General features: G+C 35.6%; 19 protein-coding genes. All 19 read left to right on the top strand.

The annotated features are described in order from the left end of the window. The 19 genes from QO190_RS05485 to QO190_RS05395 all read left to right on the top strand — a co-directional run bounded on the left by QO190_RS05485 (position 1) and on the right by QO190_RS05395 (position 23,344). Positions 1 to 315, top strand: a complete 315-nt coding sequence (locus QO190_RS05485; protein WP_027381119.1) for a DUF4133 domain-containing protein — start codon at positions 1 to 3, stop codon at positions 313 to 315. Next, a complete protein-coding gene (locus tag QO190_RS05480; protein ID WP_371462029.1) occupies positions 287 to 3,361 on the top strand; it encodes a TraG family conjugative transposon ATPase in 3,075 nt (1,024 codons plus the stop codon). The genes QO190_RS05485 and QO190_RS05480 overlap by 29 nt, the downstream gene beginning before the upstream one ends. A gap of 97 nt (positions 3,362 to 3,458) precedes the next feature. Continuing rightward, a complete protein-coding gene (locus QO190_RS05475; protein ID WP_371462028.1) occupies positions 3,459 to 4,073 on the top strand; it encodes a hypothetical protein in 615 nt (204 codons plus the stop codon). Positions 4,074 to 4,081: 8 nt separating this feature from the next. After that, positions 4,082 to 4,807 (top strand): hypothetical protein, encoded by a 726-nt coding sequence (locus QO190_RS05470; protein WP_371462027.1) that lies wholly within the window; start codon positions 4,082 to 4,084, stop codon positions 4,805 to 4,807. Between the two features lies 1 nt (position 4,808). Continuing rightward, positions 4,809 to 5,474, top strand: a complete 666-nt coding sequence (locus QO190_RS05465; RefSeq protein WP_027381115.1) for a hypothetical protein — start codon at positions 4,809 to 4,811, stop codon at positions 5,472 to 5,474. 6 nt (positions 5,475 to 5,480) lie between these two features. Then, on the top strand, positions 5,481 to 6,311 hold the full coding sequence (locus tag QO190_RS05460) for a hypothetical protein (RefSeq protein ID WP_371462026.1): 831 nt from the start codon (positions 5,481 to 5,483) through the stop codon (positions 6,309 to 6,311). 2 nt (positions 6,312 to 6,313) lie between these two features. Then, the gene (locus QO190_RS05455; protein ID WP_371462025.1) at positions 6,314 to 7,549 is read left to right on the top strand and encodes a hypothetical protein; all 1,236 of its coding nucleotides are present in this window, start codon (positions 6,314 to 6,316) and stop codon (positions 7,547 to 7,549) included. A 90-nt stretch (positions 7,550 to 7,639) separates the two neighbouring features. Then, positions 7,640 to 8,254, top strand: a complete 615-nt coding sequence (traK, locus tag QO190_RS05450; RefSeq protein WP_371462024.1) for a conjugative transposon protein TraK — start codon at positions 7,640 to 7,642, stop codon at positions 8,252 to 8,254. Positions 8,255 to 8,256: 2 nt separating this feature from the next. Next, positions 8,257 to 8,610: a hypothetical protein gene (locus QO190_RS05445; protein WP_371462023.1), complete on the top strand. Its 354-nt coding sequence runs from the start codon at positions 8,257 to 8,259 to the stop codon at positions 8,608 to 8,610. Next, complete coding sequence (traM, locus tag QO190_RS05440; RefSeq protein ID WP_371462022.1) at positions 8,600 to 9,811, top strand: conjugative transposon protein TraM; 1,212 nt, start codon at positions 8,600 to 8,602, stop codon at positions 9,809 to 9,811. The genes QO190_RS05445 and traM overlap by 11 nt, the downstream gene beginning before the upstream one ends. A gap of 4 nt (positions 9,812 to 9,815) precedes the next feature. Further along, entirely contained in the window at positions 9,816 to 10,685 is an 870-nt protein-coding gene (locus QO190_RS05435; protein WP_371462021.1) for a DUF4138 domain-containing protein, read from the top strand. Positions 10,686 to 10,695: 10 nt separating this feature from the next. Beyond that, the gene (locus QO190_RS05430) at positions 10,696 to 11,079 is read left to right on the top strand and encodes a hypothetical protein (RefSeq protein ID WP_371462020.1); all 384 of its coding nucleotides are present in this window, start codon (positions 10,696 to 10,698) and stop codon (positions 11,077 to 11,079) included. Next, entirely contained in the window at positions 11,079 to 13,070 is a 1,992-nt protein-coding gene (locus QO190_RS05425) for a type IV secretion system DNA-binding domain-containing protein (protein WP_371462019.1), read from the top strand. The genes QO190_RS05430 and QO190_RS05425 overlap by 1 nt, the downstream gene beginning before the upstream one ends. A gap of 1 nt (position 13,071) precedes the next feature. After that, the gene (locus QO190_RS05420) at positions 13,072 to 13,947 is read left to right on the top strand and encodes a M23 family metallopeptidase (RefSeq protein ID WP_371462018.1); all 876 of its coding nucleotides are present in this window, start codon (positions 13,072 to 13,074) and stop codon (positions 13,945 to 13,947) included. Further along, positions 13,937 to 14,647 carry a hypothetical protein gene (locus QO190_RS05415; protein WP_371462017.1) on the top strand — a complete coding sequence of 237 codons (711 nt, stop codon included), beginning with the start codon at positions 13,937 to 13,939 and terminating at the stop codon, positions 14,645 to 14,647. Before QO190_RS05420 ends, QO190_RS05415 begins: the two co-directional genes overlap by 11 nt. Before the next feature lie 5 nt (positions 14,648 to 14,652). After that, entirely contained in the window at positions 14,653 to 16,632 is a 1,980-nt protein-coding gene (locus QO190_RS05410; RefSeq protein WP_371462016.1) for a hypothetical protein, read from the top strand. 79 nt (positions 16,633 to 16,711) lie between these two features. Beyond that, positions 16,712 to 17,392, top strand: coding sequence for a hypothetical protein (locus tag QO190_RS05405; RefSeq protein WP_371462015.1), 681 nt, complete (start codon positions 16,712 to 16,714; stop codon positions 17,390 to 17,392). Continuing rightward, complete coding sequence (locus tag QO190_RS05400) at positions 17,389 to 22,602, top strand: Eco57I restriction-modification methylase domain-containing protein (protein ID WP_371462014.1); 5,214 nt, start codon at positions 17,389 to 17,391, stop codon at positions 22,600 to 22,602. The genes QO190_RS05405 and QO190_RS05400 overlap by 4 nt, the downstream gene beginning before the upstream one ends. 64 nt (positions 22,603 to 22,666) lie before the next feature. Then, positions 22,667 to 23,344, top strand: a complete 678-nt coding sequence (locus QO190_RS05395; RefSeq protein WP_371462013.1) for a response regulator transcription factor — start codon at positions 22,667 to 22,669, stop codon at positions 23,342 to 23,344. Position 23,345: the final 1 nt, after the last annotated feature.

The following is a 23,345-nucleotide window of genomic DNA, read 5'->3' as shown; positions in this document are numbered from 1 at the left end:
ATGGGATTCTATCTTTACAAGGGGTTGAAAAAACCCCTTGTATTCTTCGGGCTCAAAGGGAAGTACATCATTTATGCAGTCGGCGTTATCGGAGGCGGGGTGATTTCAGCATTGGTACTCTCAAAGTTCGGTCTATTAGGCTCTCTGCTTGGTCTTGCAGTCACTGCGGGAGGTGTTTACTTCATTTTCAAAAGACAGGATAAGTATGGTTTGTATGATAAAACCAAAAACTTCGATCAGATTTTAATTTTTCCAAAAAGATTACATAATAATAAACTTCTTAAGAATGGCAACAGCAAAAAAACAAGCCTTTAGCATCCCATTTATTGGATACGATTATGGAAAAGATTTCAATTGGGATTTTGATGTTCTTTTCGGACAATACGGAAACCCTATTATTGGGATTAAGGTAAAAAATATTGTCGAACAATATTCGGCAGATCCTGACAGCTATCTCAATTTCCACACGGTGTTAAATCAGGTGGTGTCGATCATTGGAGAAGGAAGAATTGTTCAGAAGCTCGATATTTTTTCTAAAAAAAGATACACCGCTGAACAATCAAACCAATTTCTACAACAAAAATATTCGGAACATTTTGACGGCAGGCTTTTCAAAACCATTGAAACGGTTCTTTTCTTTACAGATATCATCGATGATAAGCTGAAAAAGAAAATGAAGCATTATCATTTTTCGGATAAAAGCTACAAAGAATTAAGGGATAAGTGCCAAAAAGTATTGATGCTTTTGAAGCAGAACAATTGTGAACCTGAGTTTCTATTTGAGAAAGATTTCGAATACTACATTTCCGGAGTTTTGTCGATGCAGTTTTCCGAATCTCCAACATTTGATAATATCAAAAGCACCAACGAATTTTTACAGATTGGGAACCGATTCGTGAAGAATATTTCTTACGTGGATGTAGAAAATATTGATCTGCCTTCAGAAATTGAGCCTTACTCTTTTCTCGGAGGAAACGGTGCGGCAGCTGAAACGGCGGTTGATAATTTTAGTTTTATTAATGAACTGGAAGATTATGAGACCATTGTCTACAATCAGATCATTACCATTCCGCTTCAGGCACAACAACAAAGGGAGCTTGATAAAAAGAAGAAAAAACACGAAGGAGCAGCTAACAATTCTCCGTCCAACGCGATTATAGCAGATGAAATTCAGACCCTGCTTCATAATATAGCGATTGACGGACAGCTCGTTGTCAATGCTCATTTTTCAATCTTATTTTCCGCAGAAACACTGGAGAAAATGGAAAATATTCAGTCGATGATTGAAAACAAATTATTCACGAAAGGAATTATTGTTTCTAAAAATGCCTACAACCAACTCGAACTCTGGCGATCAGCCATTCCTGGCAATGGAACAGAACTTAGGGAATACGATCTATTTATGACGACAAGCGAAGCGGCCTTGTGTTTTTTTTTTAAAGAAAGTTACCCCGTGAATGAAGAATCCAATTTCTATTTACGATTTACCGATAGACAAGGTGTTCCGCTGAAAGTTGATCCTTCGGATTTACCGATGAAAACAGGAAGAATTAATAACAGAAATAAATTTGTATTAGGACCATCAGGTTCCGGAAAGTCATTTTTGATGAACAATATTATAGAGCAATATCTCACGTATAACTATGACGTAGTTATTGTTGACACTGGAGATTCTTATTCAGGAACTTGTAAATACAAAGGAGGAAGATACATCCAATACACAGAAGAAAAACCGATTACTATGAATCCTTTTCTGATGGATCAAAAAGAATTTAATATCGAAAAAATAGAATTTTTGACCAACCTGATCTTTCTGATCTGGCAAGGTCCCGATGCTGCAATGTCATCGGCTCAAAAATCCATTTTAGATAATGTTTTGATGTCTTATTACCATCAATACTTCAACTCAGGAACAGAGTGGTATGAAAATAAAACTTCTGAAGAACTCATTCTCTATCTGGGTAAATACAACATTCACGAAGATGATCTTTTTTCTGAATATGAAAACGAAGCCAAAGGACAGTATACTTACTATGACATTTTGGGAATTACTTTCGATGCCAGTTCCGATGAAATAAAGGAAGCGGGAAGAAAATTATTGAAATTTTATCATCCCGACAAGAACATTAATAACCCGGAATATGAAAGCGAAAATTTCTACAAGGTTTATGAAGCGTATGACACGCTGAACGATGAAGAAAGAAGGAAAATATACAATGAAACGCAGTTGATTTTAATCAGGTCGAATGATATCATCAGGCAACCCAGATCAGCTGAAGAATGGAATGAATCCTTTAGAAAAGCCATTATCAGAAAAATAAAAGAACTGGAAGAAAAGCTGGTTGTAAAAGAACTTTCGTTCAATGGGTTTTATGATTATTGCGATCAATTTCTTCCTATTTACCTGAATAATAAGAAACACAATATCATAGAAAAGGAATTCAATCTCCGCACCTTTTTATTTGTACTGAAAGATTTTTACAAAGGCGGAAGGTACGGAACCACTTTAAATGAAAGTGCCGATAATACGCTTTTTGACGAATCTTTTATTGTTTTTGAAATTGATAATGTTAAGGATAATCCGAAATTGTTTCCGATAGTAACGCTCATTATTATGGACACTTTTATTCAGAAAATGAGACTCAGAAAAGACCGCAGAAAAGCCTTAATAATCGAAGAAGCGTGGAAGGCCATTGCTAGTAAATTGATGGGTGGATACATTCTTTATTTATATAAAACGGTGAGGAAATTTTGGGGAGAAGCGGTGGTGGTAACGCAGGAACTGGATGACATTATTGGAAATGCAGTGGTTAAAGATTCCATCATCAATAATTCGGACACTTTTATATTGCTTGACCAGACGAAGTTCAAAGACAACTTTGATAAAATCGCTTCATTGCTATCGCTCAATAAAGTAGAGCAAAACAAGATTTTTACCATCAACAATCTCAACAACAAATTCGGGAGAAGCCGATTCAAAGAATTTTACTTAAAAAGAGGTTCAAAAGGAGAGGTCTATGGAAATGAGGTTTCATTGGAGCAATATCTCACCTACACTACAGAAAAACCGGAAAAATCGGCAGTTGAATATTATGTATGTCAATATGGCGACTATGATGAAGCATTGCGCAAAATAGTTGGTGATCTCAAAACCTTCGGAGACAGTCTGGAAAACTTAGTGTCACTGGTGAACTTATATCAAAATCCATTGGATGATAAAATCAATTCTTTCTACAGAATGATGAAAAATGAACACAAAGGGAAGAATGTCTTCAAGACTATCACACAGGAATTAGAAGACCGCAATATCAGTTTTTCAGAATTAATCAGTAAACAAAATTACGCTTATGAAAACGTTTAGACCTATAAATTTACCAAGAGGATTTCGTCACGTTTCATCTCTGGCGAACCATATTATATTGAAGGTTTTTCTACTAATTTTCTCCTTCTGGGGGACAATGGGATTCGCTCAAAACACTTACATCGACCCTACGGTAACAGCGGCAATGATTCTTTATTCTGAAAATCTAAAAGCCAAACAGAACGAAGTCATTGATGAAACTTCAAAATTAAAGGACGCACAGACCTGGGTGGGGACTCAGATGGTGGCAGCTAATGACATTCAGAATAAAATTCTGAAGGGTTTAAAAGAGGTTTCCGGCACTTTACAAAATGGAATTCAGGCACAGGAAATCTACTCTGAACTTAATAAATGCTACAATTATTCATCACAAGTGATACAACTAGCATCAGAACATCCTGAGTATGCCATTTTTGGGGTGAAAGCTTCACAAAAAACGTATGAGCAAAGTCTAAAGATTGTTACAGATGTTTCTGATATTCTCGCTTCCGGAGAGCTGAATCTTGCAACAGCAGGAGACCGCTACAAAATTCTTCATAATATTTCAGGTAATGTCAAAAATCTGAAACTATGGCTTTTGGCGATAAAACTACGACTGGAAAAAGCCAATCGATTGGGATTCTGGAATTCCATTAATCCATTTGCAGGCTACATCAATACAGACAAAGCTATTGTTGAAAACATAATGAACAGGTACAAACGGAATTTTTAAATTTTTCTATGATGAAATCGAAAAATGAGATTTGCCGACTATGCGGAGTCAAAAAGAAAATTGTTGTCAGTTTGCTTATTCCTGTAGTTTATTTCGTATTGACATCCTCCGGTGGTGGCTCTACACCGGCTTGGCAACAGGAAAATGTATCATTTCCGATGATGGATATAGAAATCAATGCCACGATGAAAGAACACGACAGGCAAAAAGAAATGCGACAAAAACAAATTGCCAATGCTACCGTAGAAACAGCTAATAGAACCCAATGGAACCAATTCAAGGAAAAGATTACCAAAGTTCAGGACAGATTGCGGATTATTTCATTTGCCATTCAAGCTGTACCGACAGGAATAGCAATGAGCAGGGAAATAACCAAAATAACAAACAATCAGACTGCTATTATCAATGAAATAAGTGATGCTCCTTATTCAATTATTGCGGTATTGCCTTCCCAGGTTCAATTTGTTGATGATCTGCAAATGGTAACAAGGTTAGTAACAGGGATCATTTTGTCTTACGGAGCCATCAACCAAATGGAAAAATCAGAACGTAAAGTATTATTGGACTATGCTTTAGGGGAACTAAAGACAATAAGCAGGAATTCTACGCATATGCTGCTCAAGATAAGAGATATTAAAGCCAAAGTAAAACGTAACAAAAGAGCCTTTCAATATTATGTCAATAGGGATAAGCAAGTAGTTGAAAGCATCATGGATAACATCAAATCTTTCTAAAATGAAAAAACTATTTTTTTCCGGAGTTTTATTCTTCACTGTTGCATCCGTAAAAAGCCAGCAGATAGTTATCAATGACAAACTTTTATCACAGATCACCGTAAATCACGGCGTTCGATTGGGAAGTGAACAGACTTTTTTGGATTCGTATGAAAAGCAAAAAGAACTGTATGACGATGTCAATAATAAGATAACGCAGATCATAGCCATTCAGGAATACATCTATCAACAACTGAAAAATGTGAATTCAGCCCTGACCCAGAGTAAAAAACTCATTTACCTCTATCAATATTTGGGTAAAATAGTGACGAACTCCAACAAAATGCTGGATTTATCGGCACAACATCCTGAATACGCCGTCTTGGTATCAAAATATTATGTTGAGATAGGCAAGCAAACGATCAAACTTCAGCAGGAAGTTACCCAGGATATTCTCAATGAAGATAAAGATTTTCTGATGGATGCTATGGATAGGGAAATGCTTATTGAAAAGATATTTACCCGTGTCAGAAATATCAACGGAAATATTCTGTACATCAATTTGCGGTTAGAGAATGCCAAGAAAATACCTTACCTGTATCAGGTTCCGGTTCTCCGCAATTACATCAATATAGACAAAGCCATTGTTGGCGACATCATCACTAAATACCAGTACCTCTTTAATTAAAAAATTATGGAAAATCTACTAAAAAAAATCAGTCTATTTCAGTTGCTCTTTTTTGCAGCCACTGTGTTTGCACAATTGAGTGTAAAGAGATTGAATGACCCTTCCATTGTTGCCCAGCATAAAAGAATGGTCTTTCAAGATTGGGGAGATTGGAGACCTTACCCAAAATATTTTTTAGGCATTCAAACCAATTTTGCCTACGCCACGGTTTGGGGAATGTGGGCTCCGAAAATTAACAGGGATTATAAAGATGGCGAAGACATTCGACCATTAAAACCTACCGGAGTGCAAAATCAAAGATTCGCTCAATTAAAATTTCAGGAGGAAGAAGCAAAAAAAATAAAAGCAGCTTCAGACACTATTCATAAAAGAAGCGTTCAGGATTTTGCCCATTGGACTTCCGCAACGGTCGATGCCGATCCTCTTTGGTTATTGTATTACAAACGAATGCTAAAACCCATTACCGAATTTCCCGATACACCACAAAATTTTATCGAATGGCGGCTGAAAGACCAGCAAACTTTTGAAACACTCAGCACAATGGGAACAATCAAAAGACTTCAGGAAGAACTGGATCTGATCAAAGAAAAATATTCAATGTCGAGAAGCATGGATATGCCAAGGGGAAAACGGTTCATTATGTACCACGAAACCCTGATCAAATGGCGAAAATTTGTACGGGAATTAAAGGATTACAACAACAAGACAACACTGCTTACAGATTATAAAAATATTTTAAAAAATCATTCCAATTATGCCTTGCCACCTGCGTGGACACCGGCATCAGACCAGCAAATTGTTCAAAATATGATGAATTATTATAAACACCGATTTTAAAAATGAATAAAACGATAACATTAACCTTTTGCTTATTGGCAATTCTTTTACCGGTTATGGGTTTTGCCCAAACAGATAGCGATTACAGTAATTTACTCCAATTTTTAAAAGGTGACGGTGCTTTTGAGAAATGGTTTATGGAGGTTTTTACCAAATTAGACAACAGTGTACAGGATAGTGCCGCCGGTTCTGCTTTGGTAGGACGAGCTATAGGCGGTTTGGGAGCATTGATGTATCTCGGATATATGGGGTGGCAAATGGCAGCCGGAGACCGGGAATGGGAAATTACCCCGATGCTGAAACCAATTCTCATAGGATTTACGCTTGTTTACTGGAGTGGATTTGTCAGTATGATTCAGGCACCATTTGAGGCCATTGCCGAACCAGGGATTTCAATTTTCAGCGAGATAGAATCTGAAGTTAATGATTTGCGGGTCGAGAGATTCAAAAAGCAACAGCAATTGCTCGATGCTGTCATCAAACTGAAAGCGGAAGAAGATGCGAAGCAGGAAGTAATTGAGAACACTACCGAAGATGCAGATGATTCGTGGTTTGATATCAGCGAGGGATTGGATAAACTCATTCAGCCTATCAAAGAATGGTCGATAAGAATGGAGTTCCAAATGCAAAAATTAGTCGCAGAACTCATCGAATTTTGTTGCCTTTCCATTCTTCGGATTTGTGTATATCTCATTTTCTTCATTCAAAAAATATGGTCTTACATTTTAATTATTTTAGGACCGATAGCTGTTGGAATGGCTCTTATTCCCGGATTTGAAAATTCATTATATAGTTGGGTCTCAAAATTCATCAACATTAATCTTTACACTTTTGTTGCCTACACGATCATCAACATCGGTCAGCAATTGATCGCTTCCGGTTATACAATGGAGATCGAAAGGTATGATACCCTTTTATCCAATGGAACGATTACCAACTTGGACGCTTTAATGGTTTACGTTTCAAATTCCGGAATGATCTATAACCAGCTCTTTACCTGTGTTGCCTATGTTGTAACAGGCATCGGGGTTTTAATGACTCCAACTATTGCAGACAGTATCGTTTCAGCCGGAGGAGCCGGGGCGATGACGAAAATGAAAAGTGCCGCAGGAAAAATGGCTAGTAGTGCAAAAACAGCAATATTGGCTGCCAAAACAGGAGGTGCTTCAGTAGCAGCAAGTGCAGCAGCAGGTTCCGCTTCGGGAAGGGTTAAGGAAGCTATGAAAAACGGGAAATAAATGTAATCATTAATTAGAAATTACGAATTACCGACAACCATCAACAGACAACCATCAACCAAATACTATCAACCAACAACTAAAATAAAGATGCTTATTAAAAATATAGAACAAAGAATTAAAATCAACAAGATTGTTTCAATCTCGACCATTGCTTTTGCTGTTTTCATTGTTATTGCAGGATTTTTCTTTGCATACAGAATGATTGAAGATTCCAGAAAATCAATTTACATTTTAGACAATGGCGTTCCTGTACTTGCCAAGCAGACTGATGTCTTGCTGAACCGACCTGTTGAATACAAAGCACAAATAGAATTATTCCATAGATTGTTTTTCACACTTGCTCCCGATGACACCTACATCAAGGATAATATTCAAAAGTCCTTGTACCTCATTGATGACAGCGGAAAAAAAGAATATACCAACTTAAAGGAAAAAGGATTTTACAATCAGATCATCGCCTCCAGTTCGATGGTAAGTATCCATACCGATTCTATTGCTCTCAATATGGAACAGAAGAAATTCGCTTTTTTCGGGAAACAGATGATCACAAGAAAATCTTCTGTCATTACCAGAAAGCTCATCACCGAAGGTTTCTTTGAAGACATCATCAGAAGTCCCAATAATCCTCACGGTGTGATTCTTAAAAACTGGAGAATCATCAATAATGAAGAACTATCCAATCAAAATAAAAACTCTTACTAAAAATGGAAACTACATTTAAAAAAAAGGGTCAGAAATGGCTACAATGGGCAGTGCAAAATCCAAAGAAATTCTTTACGTATTCAATGATTTTCCTGTCGGTTTCATTTGTAGGATCTCTCATTCAAGGTGTCTTTTTCCCTTCCGAAACGGCTTTCAAAATAAGGCCTCCTGTTCTCTATTCAAAAAGTAAGATGAGTCAAAATACATCCTTAAATAATGATAAAGAGATGGAGAAGATTGTGAACGAACTGAAAACTTTAAAAGTAAAAAGAGACCAAAACGCTCTTGAAAAAGAAGACAGCTTACGAATTGACTACTTGTTTAACCAATACCAAAAACTAAAAAATGGACGTTAAAAAAATAAATTTTAAAGAAAAAAAATATGTTTTGCCGCTTTTGGCTCTGCCATTTCTTTTTCTTTTCGGCTATGTAGGCGCTCAGTTTCTCAAAGAGGACACTTCTGAAAAAGACAAGCCAAAAGAATTGTCTATTTCATTGGGCGATACGCAGGATTCCATTATGAACAAAAATGATGCGTATGATGCTTTTTTCAAAAAAGAGGATAACAGAACGATGCTTGGTGGTTTGAATAAAGAAGAAGATAGTTTATTGAACTATGATGACCAATTGTCACTGGACCAAAAAAGAAAAATTGACTCCTTAAAAGCAGAAAACGGTAGACAAAACAGATACCAGGCAAAAGAAAATCAATCCTCGTATTACAAACCAAATCAATCACAGAGGGATGACAAAGATTACAACAGGTCTTCAGAAATCATTAAAATGCTGAATGACAAATCCTACGGAAACCACGAAGAAAAATACGCTGATATACCTAAAGAAAAGACACAAAGTGTCCAACCAGACCCTGTAAAATATCTGAAAGAACAAATGCTCGTGATGGATTCTTTAGAAAAATCTCGTGATCCCGAGTATCAGAGCAAATTGGCAGCAGAGCAAAGACTGAAATCAAATAAGGATAAGATGGAAGATTTTCTCAATTCAACTTTCAATGTCAGTAAATCCGGTATTAACAGTGGGTTTAATGCTTTCTATAAGGAAAAAGAAAACAGCTTTATCAAAGCGGTCATTGACGAAAACAACAAAGGATTTTTAGGAAGCAGGATCAGGTTCCGCTTGCTGGAAGACATTTTTGTAGGGAATAAAAAAATAGGAAAGGGTTCGATATTGTATGGGCAGATCTCAGGATTTTCAATGCAAAGGGTCAATCTCAGCATTGTTTCAGTCTTTACTAAAGGAGAAATATATCCTGTCAATCTCTCCATTTACGATGTTGATGGGATGAAAGGATTGTATGTTCCACAAAGTGTTTTCAGAGATATGATGAGGGAGATGGGAAGTAACTCCGTACAGGGCACTCAGATGGATATGGGTGGAAAAGGATTCTTCTCAAGCATTGGATCCAGCCTTTTTACATCAACATCTAAGTCAATCGCCAACCTGATCAAAGAGAATAAAGCAAAGTTGAAGTACAATTCCTATGTCTTTTTAATCGACGAAAAACAACTGAAAGATTCACAAAACCAAAAAAAATAAAACAATGAAAACTTTATTATACACCCTTTTAATTTTCATAGCAAACTTACTCACTGCACAAACAGCAACCAAAGAGCAAATTATTTCCGACTTACCGGAAATTGAAATTACTGAAGGAATCAACTTGCATATTATTTCGCCGGAGCCCATTCAGTATGTGGATCTTTCAACAGAAAAACTGACTGGAGATTTGCCCACTAGCAATATTGCCAGAATAAAGATCACAGACAATCCTAATTCTGATGAGAAAGAAAAAATCAAAATACCTTCCGTTTCTTTTAATGGAGATAAAATCGGAGTTATAACCGTTGTTGCGCAGTCTTTCATCGCTCAATACAAAGTTGTTTACAGAAACCAGGACAACCTCAATACGATTACAAATATCCATATTCAACCCGAAGCGATGCAACCCATAGAGTTTGATAAAATGACATTTTCAAATCTTGAATTAAGAAAATTCGCAATGGACATTATTAAAAAAAAATCTGAGAAAAATCCGATAAGGGAAGAAAAAAACCTAAAACTCAGCTTTCAACTCAATAATGTCTATGTGATCAGTGATTACATCTTTTTGGATATGACCATCAAAAATAACTCTAATCTGAGTTACGATATTGAGGATTTCAAATTCTCCTTGGAAGACAAAAAAATCCATAAAGCAACCAACAACCAAAGTGTAGAAATGACCCCGCTTTTTCAACTGAATCCTCAAAAACATTTCAGGAAAAATTTCAGGAACATTTATGTTTTCAAAAAATTTACATACCCAAACAGTAAGGTAATGATGATTCGTCTGATTGAAGAACAACTCTCAGGACGCACCATCGAAATGAAGGTCAACTATTCCGAAATTCTTAAAGCCGATACTTTTTAATTTTTTTATTATGGAATACTTAATTGATAATGTGAAAAATCTTTATATCGTCCTATTACTTACCATGCTTGTATTAGTGGTTTTAGATATAATTTTTGAAAAAGGGAAAAATAGAAAACTAGAAAGGGAACTTGAGAACTATAAATTGGAAAAGCATTTCAGTGAGTTTAAAGATAACCTGTTGAAAAATATTGAAGAGGCAAGTCGCTCATACATTGTGGAGAGCGTCGAAAAAAGAGGACAAGAATTAATTAATCGATTGAATCTGTTGAATGCGAAACTTGTTAAAATACAGGAACATCATAAAAATTTGCAGGAACGGCAACAGAAGCTACACGATAGTTTACTGGAAGAACACAAATTACTGAATCAATATTTCGAAAATTATTCTTAATGCAAGAACAACAACATCAAATCAAGATTTATGGCTTTCTACAAAAAGCTGTTTATGCGGTCGTTGCATTAGATTGTGCTTCGCTTTTTTATCTGAATGCCAATATTCCGGTTCTCTCCAACTTATTGAAAAATTTTTCAAAGCTGAGTTTTATCTACCCACCAATCAACGCCAAATTTGCAACCTTGATTTTGATAGGATTAGTTGCGATTGGTACAAAAGCCAAGAAAAAGAAAGACCTCAATGTTGCTACAGAAATTGTCGCTCCTATGATTTTGGGATTGCTGATGATTTTCTCTTCGCTGATATGGCAAAATGAGGCAGGAAATGCAAAGCTTTCAAAAGTATTTCCCGGCTTCAATCTCTATCAGGTAATTTATGCTGTTCTTTCTTTTTTAGGAGCCGTTATTCTTCAAATGGGTGCGGACAGTATTTCAAAATTGGTGCAGCAGAAAATGGGAAAAGACCGATGGAATGTTGAAGAAGAATCTTTCGACCAAAATCAGGAATTGGTAACATCGGATGTCACAATCAATATTCCATACTTGTTCCGTTACAAAAACAAAAGCAATAAAGGTTGGATGAACATCAATCCTTTTAGAGGAACAATGGTCATCGGAACACCGGGAAGCGGAAAATCTTTCGGAGTCATCAATCCTGCAATCCGACAGATGATCGCCAAAGATTTCTGTCTTTGTATTTATGATTTTAAGTTTCCAGATTTGGCACAGATTGCATACTATCATTACTTGTTGAAAAAAAGTAAAGAATCAGATTATCATTACAATTTCCACGTCATTAATCTGAACGAGGTGGAAAAATCAAAAAGAGTAAATCCATTTCATAAAAAGTACATTCAAACTTTAGCAGAAGCCCAGGAAATGGCAGAATCGATGGTTTCATCTTTGCAAAAAGGTGGTTCCAGTTCCGGAGGTGGTTCTGAAGCTTTCTTTACCCAATCTGCGATAAATTTCCTTTCGTCCTGCATTTATTTTTTTGCAACATTCGAAAATGGAAAATATTCTGATCTGCCTCATATTCTTTCCTTTATGAATAGAAGCTATAAAGAAATTTTCGATACTCTTTTTACCAATGAAGAAATTTTCTCTTTGCTGTCTCCTTTCAAAACGGCTTATGACAACAAAGCATTTGACCAACTGGAAGGACAAATCGGAACACTGAAAATTTTCCTTTCAAGATTGGCAACAAAAGAAAGTTTCTGGGTGTTTTCGGGAGACGAAGTGGAGCTTAAAATAACCGACAGAGATAATCCGTCAATTATTATTCTGGCATCAGACCCGGGAACACAGGATATTAATTCTGCATTGTATTCTTCAGTATTAAACAGGACTTTAAGATTGATTAATTCCAAACACAATTTACCTGGAGGCATTATAGCTGATGAGTTTCCCACCATCTATATCCACAAAATTGACAACATCGTAGCTACTGCAAGAAGCAATAAAGTCGCTGTAATGCTTGGATTACAAGAAATTCCGCAGCTCAGACAGTTCTACAAAAAAGAAGTTGCTGATACAATTTCTGCCATTGTCGGAAATATTCTTTCCGGGTCCGCAAGAGACAAAAATACACTCGATTGGTTAGAAAAACTATTTGGGAAAATTAAACAGAAGTCATACTCACAATCCATTTCACAGCAAGGAACAACCACCAGTATCAATGAAAAGATGGATCATATGATTCCGGCAGGTAAAATAGCAGCCTTGAAAACCGGGGAAATGGTTGGAATGATCGCACAGGGAGTAGAAAATGATGCTGAGGAGTACAAAACCTCTGCAGTCAGCGGTAAAATTAATTTGGATAGGAAAGCCATTCAAGAAGAAGAAAAAAACTATGTGAAAATGCCTTCATATTACTCTTTTGTTGATAAAAAAGGGGTTAACCGAAAAGAAGAAGTGTTGATGACCAATTTTAGAAAAATCAATAAAGAAGTGGAACTCATTGTAAATGAAAATATAAAAGCTGCATAAAATGAAAAAACTAAAATACATATTTACTTTGATGGGATTGTCCTGCAGTTGCTTATCATTTGCGCAATTCAATACGATTACAGCAACAATACAAAAGAAATCTGAAAATCCGAATGTATCAGAAAAATCTAATATCGAAGAGCCGGTAAACCAAAAGAAGGCTAAGAAATCTTGGAAGCAAGTTTTAAATATCACCACAAAATCAGATTTAAAAAATGAAACCAAAGGTTCGACGAAGTGGTTATCGAGTCAAATCGATTCTTTGAAAATGTTGATTAAAGAATATAGCAGTGCAAAAGAACTGCGAAAAAATGAGTTTGAAAAACTGAAAGATTCTTTGATGCTGCAAGCAGTGAATAGAGCAGGAGAAACAGGGCAAACATCAAAAAAACAAAAATTTTCTACCACGTATGATTTTGTTGATGAGCCGAAAGATTTTTTTTCAAAAATTGTGATGCCCCTTAAAAACAAAATAACAGTTACATCTTCCTATGGAACAAGAACGCATCCTATTTTCGGAACAAAAAAAAAGCACAATGGGATCGACCTAAAAGCCAGCTATGAGAATGTCTATTCTGTAATGGATGGAATTGTTACTGCAACAGGCTGGGATTCTAAAGGCGGTGGAAATTTTATAAAAGTAAAACATTTTGACCGTTTTCAAACCTCTTACCTACATCTCTCAGAAATATATTATCGGGCAGGAGAACAAGTAAAAGCAGGCTTTATCATTGGGAAAAGTGGAAACTCAGGAAACTCCACAGGTCCACATCTGCATTTTTCGGTGAAAGAATTCGGACAAAGCATCAACCCTTCTCATTTTTTAAATGACCTCATAAAAGTAAACAATTTAATAGCAAACCATTATGAACACTAATACTTTACCAACAGACGAACTAAAAAAATACGGTATTATCAATGAAGATCTGTCATTCTCTAAAAAACTGAATGCAGATGATATTCAGAAATTTCTGAAGGGATACACCATTGTGGCGGACAACGACAAAAACAGGGCAACTTTTCAGCTTACGGATAATAATACCCAACTGAAGGTCATCTTTTTAGAGCGAGATAAAAAACTACCGGAAATTCTTAACAACAGTATGAACAGAGTTGAATATACCGATATTCAAAAGCTTTCAAACACGCTGTTACCGGAGTTTTCGACGCTTGAGAAAAAAGCCTTCGTTTTCGACAAAGAAACCAGCAAAGTTGTTGAGTTTGACTTCATCAAAAACGCTACGGAGCTTACTGCCATCATTGCCGATAAAAAGGATACGGAAGAACTGAATCGTTATAAAAATGAATTGCTGAAACTGAAAAGTTATCTTTTGGAAAAGATAGACCAGTATCCTGAAATAGCCAAGGAGATAACGAATGATCTCAACATCGTTTCCAGAGAGATCAATTCCGTGAACAGCATCGCTACAAGCCAAAAACAAATCTCCAAAGCAGATGATTCCGACATTCAGCTGAATGTGAACGATCCGGATGTTTATCAGGATGCCAATCAAAGAAGAGACGATGAGCAGGAGCATGACGAAGAAGTGGAGAAATCAAGAAAGTTTAGAAGGTAAATAAAATGGAAGATAATCTAACCTGGTTTGATAAGAATATAGTTCCGAGAACGAAGGCTTATAAAAATTTTGTGAAGGAAATGGAAAACACTTCACCTGAACAGTTTTTTCGGGACGGAGAGAGGATATTTACTGATAAAGAGAAAAATTTTATGTCCATTCACCAATCTAAGGGAAGAGAATTTATTCAAGGTTCAAATTTTACATTGAAATCAATTTTTAATTCAAATCCCGATCTCGTTATTAGGGATACATTTAACAATCCTGCTGAATTAGTCAGATTTATTGAAAAGCAGCAACTAGCCAATAAACAGTTGATTTTGCAAAATAACAGGGAGTCTACTGAAATTACTATAAGTAACGAGTCAATAAAGCAGAAATTTCTCTCTGATCTCTGGGCTCAGGAATTGGAGAAAAAAACTGATTTAAGTTCCGGATTGACCAATACACAAATTGATGAAAAGCAAGCTCATCATTATCGAAATTATGAAGTTGAAGCTACAAAGTTATCATTAGAAGGAGGCCATCAAGTTGAAATGACTGATCTGGAAGATGCAGGCTTTTTTTCGGATGAAGGCTTTGATGAAAATTTAATTCCTGCATCTGACCTTCCGGATGGCTGGGTATGGCGCGACTACGATGATGGGAGCGGATCTCTGAAAAGCCCAGGTGGTTATAGTTACTACAGCTATGATCTGCAAACGCAGGAATATAGATTACCGTATGGCAGCAAAGAATGGACAGGTATGAGAGATTTTTATGATGCTCCAAAAAGTTTGAACGAATTCAAAAGCTATGTCGAAAACGACTTAAAAGCAAAAGCGGTGCAAAATAATTTTTATCCGAAACTTTCCGAAGAGGAAAAAGATGATATTCTCAATTACAGGATCTTTATGAAAGAAAACGAATTCATACTGGAGAACTTGCAGATCACAGCGAACCAAAGAAAAGCTTATTCAGAAAAAATGGAATTTGGAACAACAGATGGAGATTATTCTCTTACAAAGGCACAAATGGACACAATCCCAAATGTTATTGATGGTCATACGTTGTCACAAAATGACAAATACGAATTGGCTTTCGGCCTATTGGAAAAACAGCTATATGGGGAATCCTACGAATTATTGGATAGCGGTGAAATTCTAAAAAATTATCTGGATGAAAATGTTTTTTCAAGACACAGAATATTAACAATGAATGATATAAAATTTAACAATCAAAACCCAAACATTATGGAAACACAGAACGAATATGAACCATCTCAGTATCCGAAATTTCAGTTAAAATATCTTGGTTTCGGAGAAGGAGAACAACTGCACAAAGATTTAGAAAATGGGATTAATGCTCCCGAAAAAGAGTTTGAAATTAAGACCACTTCCGACAAAACGATGCCAGGAAATGAAATGGAATTCACATTAAAATTTAATAAGATAGAAAATGGGAGTGTCTTTATGAATTTTTATAATGCAAAACTCACTAAAGAAAATGGCGACGTTATCTCCCACAATTTTCCTGTTAACAGGGTAAATACATTTACTGCTAAAGAAGCAATCAACCTTTTGGAAGGGCGTACGGTAAAAATAGAATTTCACAATCCGAAAACAGAAAAAATAGAACCGGCATTTGCCAAACTGAATTTTAACGAACCCAAAATTGAAAAAGGAAATTATAATTTCCAGAATTTTTACAAAAATTATGGTGTTGATACGGCTCAGATCGTAGAAAAATCCAAACTGATATTCGATAAGCCAGAATGGAAGGAAAGTACCATAAAATCTTTGGAAAAAGGAAATATCGTCAAGGTAAAATTTGAATTGGACGATAAAGTGGTAGAAGGCAAAGCGGTGCTGAATCCGCAATACAAAAATCTGAATCTGTATGATTCCGATATGAACAGAATCAATACCAACAAGCCTTTAGAAGGTTTGGAACAAGACAACAAGCACGAAAAAAATAACGTGAAAGAACAAAGTATTAAAAGATAGATAAGACGTACAACCAATCATTTATTTCTTAGCGGTAACCCAAATTATTTGGGCTGCCGCTTTTTTAAACTCTATTTTTATGAAAAAAATTTTAATACTACCTGGTCTATTTTTTCTTTTTGTAAGCTATTCCTGCCACAAAGAAATCAAATCCGAAAAAGGGGGAATCGATGTTGTCTCCAATGTCTATTTTGATGTTTCCAAAAATCTGGACAACATCCAAAGTTTTCATTTGTCAAGCCTTAATTATTCAGGGGATTCTATTATAGAAAGGATTTCAGATGCTGATGCTCCCGAAATAACCCAACAGATCTATTTCATTAAAGATTCATTGTACTATACCATTGAAAATGAAAATCCCGGCAAAATTATTCTGTCAGACATCATAAAGAAACAAAAGCCGCTTCCGATTGAAAAGAAAAAAGGAGGAACATTGTTTTCTCAGGAAAAAATCCCCAATTACAGAAACAGAAAAAATCTGAGTGATACGGTTTTGTTTAAGAAAAAATACAAACGATTTGAAATCAATTCTCCTTGGATGTACACCCGGTTTTACATTTATCCAACAGATACAATTTTACCATACTCCATTTACAAACACGCGGAAAAGGACTACCACGGAAGGCTCGAAAGGATTGATTCTTACAATAAAAAGACGGACATATTTGTGACGCTTCAATTAATACCGAGAAAAAACTGGGACAGTGAAGCCAAAGAAATTTTTGAATTTAACCACTTCATAAAAAACAGAAAAAAGTGAAAGATGAAGATTTTTTTAATGAGATAAATGATGACATTTCTGTAGTTGAAGGAAATAAAAAGGAACTTATTGTTTTCACAAACAGTAAGGATACGCTTTCATTCTTGGAGCTTCTTCAATTGAACAAGCAAGTCAATAATAGAACACTTATAACCCTTAATTCAGGTTCAAATAGCAAAAAGTTCCTCAATAGATACCAGAATTATGATGGTAAAATGTTTCTTTGTCTGAGCGGGGATAGAACGGGAAATGCAATAACCAGGAAAATTCTTACAGAATTTAATGGCAAAAATATCAAAGACGTTCGTCCGTTGTATGAAATTTCTGAAAATGGGAATCAAGACCTGAGCGAATATTTACAAAACAAATTAAGTCTTCAAAATAAAAATATTAATTTAGTTGAATCAAAAATTTCTGAAAATGAAAGCAATGCAATTGAATCCGGAGCAGCATCCGATTCTCAGCAAGTGGGAAACGGAACACCTGAACACAACACTGGAGAACTTATCCATAAGATCCAATCCGAGCAAAACGGAAGTTACGGAAGCGGACAAGCAGTGGGCAGCAACAATGTTGGAAATGGACTTGCAGGCACAGAGCGGAGCAATTTGGGAAACCGAGACCGAGGAAGAGGATCCTATAACGACTCACAACAGAATAATGTTGGAGAGACTCAAGGACCTTCCGTGGGCGGAATCGTACCCGGGAGAACTGTATCCGATAGAAGAAGACCCGATGGAGGACTTTCCGAGGTAAGTGAAAATTCAACAAATAATGTAGAGTTAGATGCTATTATTTCAAAATATAAAGGGCAAAAACTGAATAATGATCAAGTTGCAGAAGTAGTTTCTGCAACTTGTTTTGTTTCCGACGATCACAAAATTAATCTGAAGAAAAATCTTAACATCACTGATGACTTAATAGAAATTTGCAACCAATTCCAAAGTGGCGGAACGGCAAAAGAAGGAAGAGGGATTTTAGACGAATATTATACGCAGGATAAAATTGTAGATTCGGTTCGTAATTTAATAAAAGACCATTTCAAAACTCAAAAAGAAATTTCCGTTTTAGAACCAAGTGTTGGAACTGGAAATTTCATTTATGCTACTCACGAATTACCTGTAAATTCTAAAATTACAGGATTTGAAATCAACGACGCCACCGCAAAAATTGCCAAGATTCTGCATCCCGAAGCTGACATCAATCTTCGTTCGTTTGAAACTGAATTCATTGACGAAAAAGGAAATAAAAAGGACTTTTCTCAGCAATACGATTTGGTAATTGGAAATCCGCCCTATGGTGAACATCGGGGACTTTACAAAGGGTTGGGAGAAGAGCCTAAAATTTCAAAATACGAAGATTATTTCGTTAAACGTTCACTTGACTCTTTAAAACCAAACGGCGTTTTGGCGATGGTTCTTCCATCAGGTTGGCTCAACCGACAAAAGAATTTGCAGAATGCTAGTGTTTTGGAAGGTTTCCGTTTACCCAATGGCGCTTTTGCAGGAACACAAATCGGAACCGACATTATCATTCTAAGAAAAAACACTCAAAATATCTCGACGGATATTTCTAATTATTTTGAAAATAATCCAACAAGAATTTTGGGAGAAACCCGAGAAAAAACCAACCGTTTTGGTCGATTAGAAAAATATATTCACGGTAATTTAGATGAAGCTTTATTTAAGATTGAACAGTTTAAAAATAGGAATGAAACCCAGCGGATCGGAAATCTGTTTGAAGATTTGTTTTTAGAGGAAGAACCTAAAGCTGAAAATAAAGTTCCTGTACCCAAAAAAGGAAGTGCAGAAATCGAAGATTCTACGAGGATTACAAACCAAAATGAAAATGAACTCAATGTAAGAGAAACTCAAGAAAAAATTGACCAGGTACTTTCCAAACTTAATGACATCAAGTTTAAATCTCCCACAATTACGACTGAAATTAGCAAGTATCAAAAACTGCGCGAAGATCTAATCACAAAGCCGAAATCGTTTTCTGATGAAAAATTAAAAGAATTGATTGAAAAAAGTGATAGGATTATTTCTATTTACAATACCAAAAATCAGAACGAGTATAAACTTCAAACAAAACCGGAAATAAAGAAAGGTGTTTTAAAATATCAATTCTCAAAACAGGATGAAATTGTAAATACTTCCTTGCAAAATAGTTCTGATATTACGAAAGAACAAATTGAAGCATTCAGAGATACCTCTTATGACGGCACATTAAATAATCGTGGAAAGCACCATCAGTTTGCGAACTTCATTGATGGAAACTGGGTTCACGATTTTTATTATACTGAAGGAAATATTTACGCAAAACTGGAACAGCTGGAGCGGGATTTTTGCCGAAGTTCGGCTTCCAATTTTTTAATTAATGATAAAATTGGCGCCGGCACTGCCGGTCAATACGAAAAACAAAAAGCATTATTAGAAAATGTACTACCAAAAGCGAAATCGCTAGATGAGATTTATATCAGTCCGAACCACGAGTTTGTACACAATTTTGAGTTAGGCCAAACAGAAAAAGACCAATATAATCATATTACAAAACGTACTGAATCAGTCATTGTAGATTACAATCTTGCAGAAAAATTCAAAGATTTTCTCGGCACTTTGTCAAGTGAAGCCTTTGCGGGTTCTTCAGCTTGGGAAGTAAAAAGTTTTGTAGATAATGAAACAGTTACAGGAAGCGATAAAGAGAGGAATGCGTTAGTCAGAGAAAGGCGAAAAGCTGCTGCGAATGATTTGTTTTACAAATTTGTCCGGGAGGAACTTTCCGATGATATTAGAAATCGCTTTGTAAAAGACTTTAATCGAAACTACAATAACATTCACGTTCCGGATTATTCTAAATTCCCATTATTTTCCAGAATCTATATGCATTTCAAAGGTCAGGAATTGCGTTTGACCGAAGTTCAGAAAGCAGGAATCGGAAGACAAACAACAAAAGGAGTAGGGCTCTTAGCTCACGAAGTGGGTTTTGGCAAAACATTATCAGGAATCCTTTCAATGCACGAAGCAATGGAGAGAGCAAATGCTAAAAGACCAATAATCGTTGTTCCGAATGACAGTATTCTGAAACAGTGGGTGGAAACCATTTTTGAAACCGTTCCCAATGCTAAAGTTAATGTTTTAGGGAATTTGGGGAAAGATTATGATCTCTCAAAATTTGACAACAAAGACGGAGAAATTACGATCGTTACTTATGAAGGTTTTAATAATATCGGGTTTTCATCAGAAATAACCGAAGAACTTTCTTCAAAATTCAGCTACATCTCTACAAGCGAACTGAAAGGTGTTACCAATACGGAAAGGGACATCCAAATTGAACTTCAGAAAGAAAAGGAGATTGAGGGAAAAATGAAGCGTGGAAAGATCTATGATTGGGAAGATTTTGGATTCGACCATTTGACTTACGATGAAGTTCACAATGCGAATCATATAGTAGGAAAAGTAAAAATTGAAGATCGCAGATTTGCTTCCGATTTTAGAAGTCAAAACCAACAGACTTCCAAATTGGGAATTAATACCTGGATGGCTGCGCAATATATTCAAGACAAAAATGACGGAAGAAATGTTACTTTGCTTTCTGCGACTCCTTTTACCAACAAACCCTTAGAATATTATTCGATTTTATCTCTGATTGCGAATAAACGGTTGGAAGAATCGGGATATTTCAACGTCAATACATTCTTCGAGACCTTTATGGAAGCGGATAATGATATGGAAATTGATGCAAAGGGCGATGTGAAGTTTAAAGCCAATGTTCGGAGATTTAAAAACAATTCGCTTTTTCAGCAGTTACTTTCGGAATTCATTGATATAAAAGGAGAGGAGGATAACCCTGAATTGATCCGTCCGAATAAAATCAACAAAGAGTATAAAATTGAGCAGAATGATCTCACAAAAGAACAATATGACTTGCTCAATGAAAATTTCAGCGAAACTGAAAAGGGTGCAATTCTTACTCATATTCTCAATGCCCGACTGATTGCGATTTCGCCGTATTTATCTCCTTATTTTGAAGGTGACGAACCTTCTGTAAAAGAATTTGTCGAAAATTCTCCAAAGTTGAAACAAACAATGGATTTAATTCAACAAAATAAAAATGACATTCCGGAATCGGGACAAATTATTTATTCTGAATTGGCGGTTGCTCAATTTCCTAAACTAAAAGAATATCTCATTAAAGAAATCGGTTACAAACCCGAAGAAATCGGCATTATTACCGGAGCGACCAATAAAAATCAAAGAATTTCTATTCAAAATGATTTTAATGAAGGAAAAATAAAAGTAGTTATTGGTAGTGAAGCCATTCAGGAAGGAATGAACCTTCAGGAAAACACAACCGATGTTTATATGCTTACTTTGCCCTATAATTTTACTTCACTTCGACAAGTGGAAGGACGAGCGTGGAGGCAAGGAAATAAAAACGAAAATGTGAGAATCAATTTTATGTTGACCAATGACAGTATTGATGTTTTTATGCTTCAAAAATTGCAATCCAAACAGGCAAGATATTTAGAAGCGATGAAAAAAGGAGCCGATGTTTTGGATATTTCGGACATAAGTACACAAGAGCTTAAAACATCCATCATTACCAATCCCGAAACCAGAGCCAACATTGAAATCGAATTAATGAAAAAAAGGATTGAAAGCGAAAAAAATAAGCATCTCGCAGATAGTGCTTTTGTCTTGAGAAAATACGAAGATGTTTTGAAAGTTCAAGAGTTAGTTACCAAAGCTGAGCATTCATATAATAGAATTGAAGGCTATTCGGAAAATGGCGATGCAAATGCTGAATATTGGGCAACCCAATTACCAGCATATCAAAAAACAATTGACCTTCATAAAGTTCAAGTACAAGAAGTAATTGAAAATTTAGCTCAGAAAGGAATAGATGTTACTCAAATTGAATTTCAAACCAAAACCACTGAAGATAAAATTGCAGAACTGGATAAAGAGCTGGAAGAACTTCCAGCAGTTAGAGAAAATTTAGTAGTTCAATACAGAATAGAAAAAGAGGAACAGCTTAAAGTGAATGAAAATAGGGACTATGTGAGAGAAAGAGCCAATGAGAATAGTGTTTTATATAATAGTTTACTTAAGGTAAATTTAATTGGTAATGTTACGAATTCTTTAAATATAGTTTTTAATCAAAAGGAAAATAGGGATAATACAATTACTGTAATTAGGAAAAGATAATAAATTATTGATCTTTCTATAGCTCTTCAAAATTTCTTCGAAATTCAAAATGTAAATTAGCAAAATGAAAATCCTGATTATAGAAGACGAAACCGAGTTAGCTAAAAGTATCTCAGAATATCTTTCAGGCGAAAACTATATTTGTGAATTCGCACCCACTTTTGGTGAAGCAATGGAGAAGGTTGAAACTTTCCAGTATGACTGTATCTTATTAGATATTATGCTTCCGGACGGCAATGGACTTGCCATTTTAGAAGAATTAAAAAGGCAGAATAAACAGGATGGGGTCATTATTATTTCGGCGAAGAATGCTCTGGATGATAAAATAAAAGGATTGCAGTTAGGGGCAGACGATTATCTTACAAAACCTTTTCATCTTTCAGAATTAATGGCAAGGATCTATTCAATTATAAGAAGAAAACAGTTCAATAACTCAAATGTTGTAAAGCAGAATGAATTAGAGATCGATCTTTTAGCAAAAACTGTTACTATTAATAATCAAACGATCATCCTAACAAAAAAAGAGTTTGACCTTCTTATTTACTTTATTGGAAACAAGAATAAAGTTATTTCTAAAAGCACCTTAGCAGAGCATCTCTCCGGTGATTTTGCGGATATGCTGGATAATCACGATTTTGTCTATGCGCACGTCAAAAATCTTAAAAAGAAACTGTATGAAGCAGGCTGTGACCATTACTTGAAAACAGTTTATGGGACGGGGTATAAATGGGAAAATATTTAAT

Origin of the sequence: Cloacibacterium sp. Arc13 (genome assembly GCF_041431305.1) — a bacterium.
GTDB classification, from domain to species: domain Bacteria; phylum Bacteroidota; class Bacteroidia; order Flavobacteriales; family Weeksellaceae; genus Cloacibacterium; species Cloacibacterium caeni_B.
This window is presented reverse-complemented; position numbering and strand designations above follow the sequence as displayed.

Excerpts from the sequence above, each read along its gene's own strand:
- QO190_RS05485 (WP_027381119.1), top strand. The coding sequence starts at position 1 with ATGGGATTCTATCTTTACAAGGGGTTGAAAAAACCCCTTGTATTCTTC.
- QO190_RS05480 (WP_371462029.1), top strand. The coding sequence starts at position 287 with ATGGCAACAGCAAAAAAACAAGCCTTTAGCATCCCATTTATTGGATAC.
- QO190_RS05475 (WP_371462028.1), top strand. The coding sequence starts at position 3,459 with ATGGGATTCGCTCAAAACACTTACATCGACCCTACGGTAACAGCGGCA.
- QO190_RS05470 (WP_371462027.1), top strand. The coding sequence starts at position 4,082 with ATGATGAAATCGAAAAATGAGATTTGCCGACTATGCGGAGTCAAAAAG.
- QO190_RS05465 (WP_027381115.1), top strand. The coding sequence starts at position 4,809 with ATGAAAAAACTATTTTTTTCCGGAGTTTTATTCTTCACTGTTGCATCC.
- QO190_RS05460 (WP_371462026.1), top strand. The coding sequence starts at position 5,481 with ATGGAAAATCTACTAAAAAAAATCAGTCTATTTCAGTTGCTCTTTTTT.
- QO190_RS05455 (WP_371462025.1), top strand. The coding sequence starts at position 6,314 with ATGAATAAAACGATAACATTAACCTTTTGCTTATTGGCAATTCTTTTA.
- traK (WP_371462024.1), top strand. The coding sequence starts at position 7,640 with ATGCTTATTAAAAATATAGAACAAAGAATTAAAATCAACAAGATTGTT.
- QO190_RS05445 (WP_371462023.1), top strand. The coding sequence starts at position 8,257 with ATGGAAACTACATTTAAAAAAAAGGGTCAGAAATGGCTACAATGGGCA.
- traM (WP_371462022.1), top strand. The coding sequence starts at position 8,600 with ATGGACGTTAAAAAAATAAATTTTAAAGAAAAAAAATATGTTTTGCCG.
- QO190_RS05435 (WP_371462021.1), top strand. The coding sequence starts at position 9,816 with ATGAAAACTTTATTATACACCCTTTTAATTTTCATAGCAAACTTACTC.
- QO190_RS05430 (WP_371462020.1), top strand. The coding sequence starts at position 10,696 with ATGGAATACTTAATTGATAATGTGAAAAATCTTTATATCGTCCTATTA.
- QO190_RS05425 (WP_371462019.1), top strand. The coding sequence starts at position 11,079 with ATGCAAGAACAACAACATCAAATCAAGATTTATGGCTTTCTACAAAAA.
- QO190_RS05420 (WP_371462018.1), top strand. The coding sequence starts at position 13,072 with ATGAAAAAACTAAAATACATATTTACTTTGATGGGATTGTCCTGCAGT.
- QO190_RS05415 (WP_371462017.1), top strand. The coding sequence starts at position 13,937 with ATGAACACTAATACTTTACCAACAGACGAACTAAAAAAATACGGTATT.
- QO190_RS05410 (WP_371462016.1), top strand. The coding sequence starts at position 14,653 with ATGGAAGATAATCTAACCTGGTTTGATAAGAATATAGTTCCGAGAACG.
- QO190_RS05405 (WP_371462015.1), top strand. The coding sequence starts at position 16,712 with ATGAAAAAAATTTTAATACTACCTGGTCTATTTTTTCTTTTTGTAAGC.
- QO190_RS05395 (WP_371462013.1), top strand. The coding sequence starts at position 22,667 with ATGAAAATCCTGATTATAGAAGACGAAACCGAGTTAGCTAAAAGTATC.